Annotated in this window: 1 pseudogene; it reads right to left on the reverse strand. The window is 77.4% G+C overall.

Annotated features, from left to right (window positions below):
• Positions 1 to 482: pseudogene (locus tag KN815_RS49665) on the reverse strand (cell division protein FtsK); the annotation flags it as partial.

Below are 482 nucleotides of genomic sequence, written 5' to 3' on the forward strand. Positions count from 1 at the left end.
CGCGGCGGCGGGGGAGGCGCTCGCCCAGCCGGGGCCCAGCGGCCCGTCCTCCAGCCGCCGGGTCAACTCGTCCGTACGGGCCGTGGCCTGCTCCCCGTCGTACGCGAGCAGCAACCGGCAGTCCTGCCCGCGCAACGGCTGGACCTGCGGCAGCCAGCCGAGCCACGACCACTCCGCCAGCCGCTCCTCGCCGCTGATCAGCACGATCTCCAGCGCGGCCGGTGAGTGCAGCGCCGCGAGTTGCGCCACGACGGACCGGGCGAGCCCCGCCACCCGCGCCCGCGGCCCCGCCAGCCCCAGCGAACCGCACTGCCGCAGATCGACGGTCACGGGCGCGGCGGCCAGCAACCCGCCGTCCGCCGCCAGTTGGTCGGCCGACCCGAGCCGCACGGTGAGCGTGTCCGGATGCCCCTGGGCGCGCTCCCACAACCGGGAGCCCGGCCCCAGCGCCGTCATCAACACGGTGGCCGGATCCGGCCACC

It is taken from the genome of Streptomyces niphimycinicus, assembly GCF_018883605.1.
GTDB lineage: Bacteria > Actinomycetota > Actinomycetes > Streptomycetales > Streptomycetaceae > Streptomyces > Streptomyces niphimycinicus.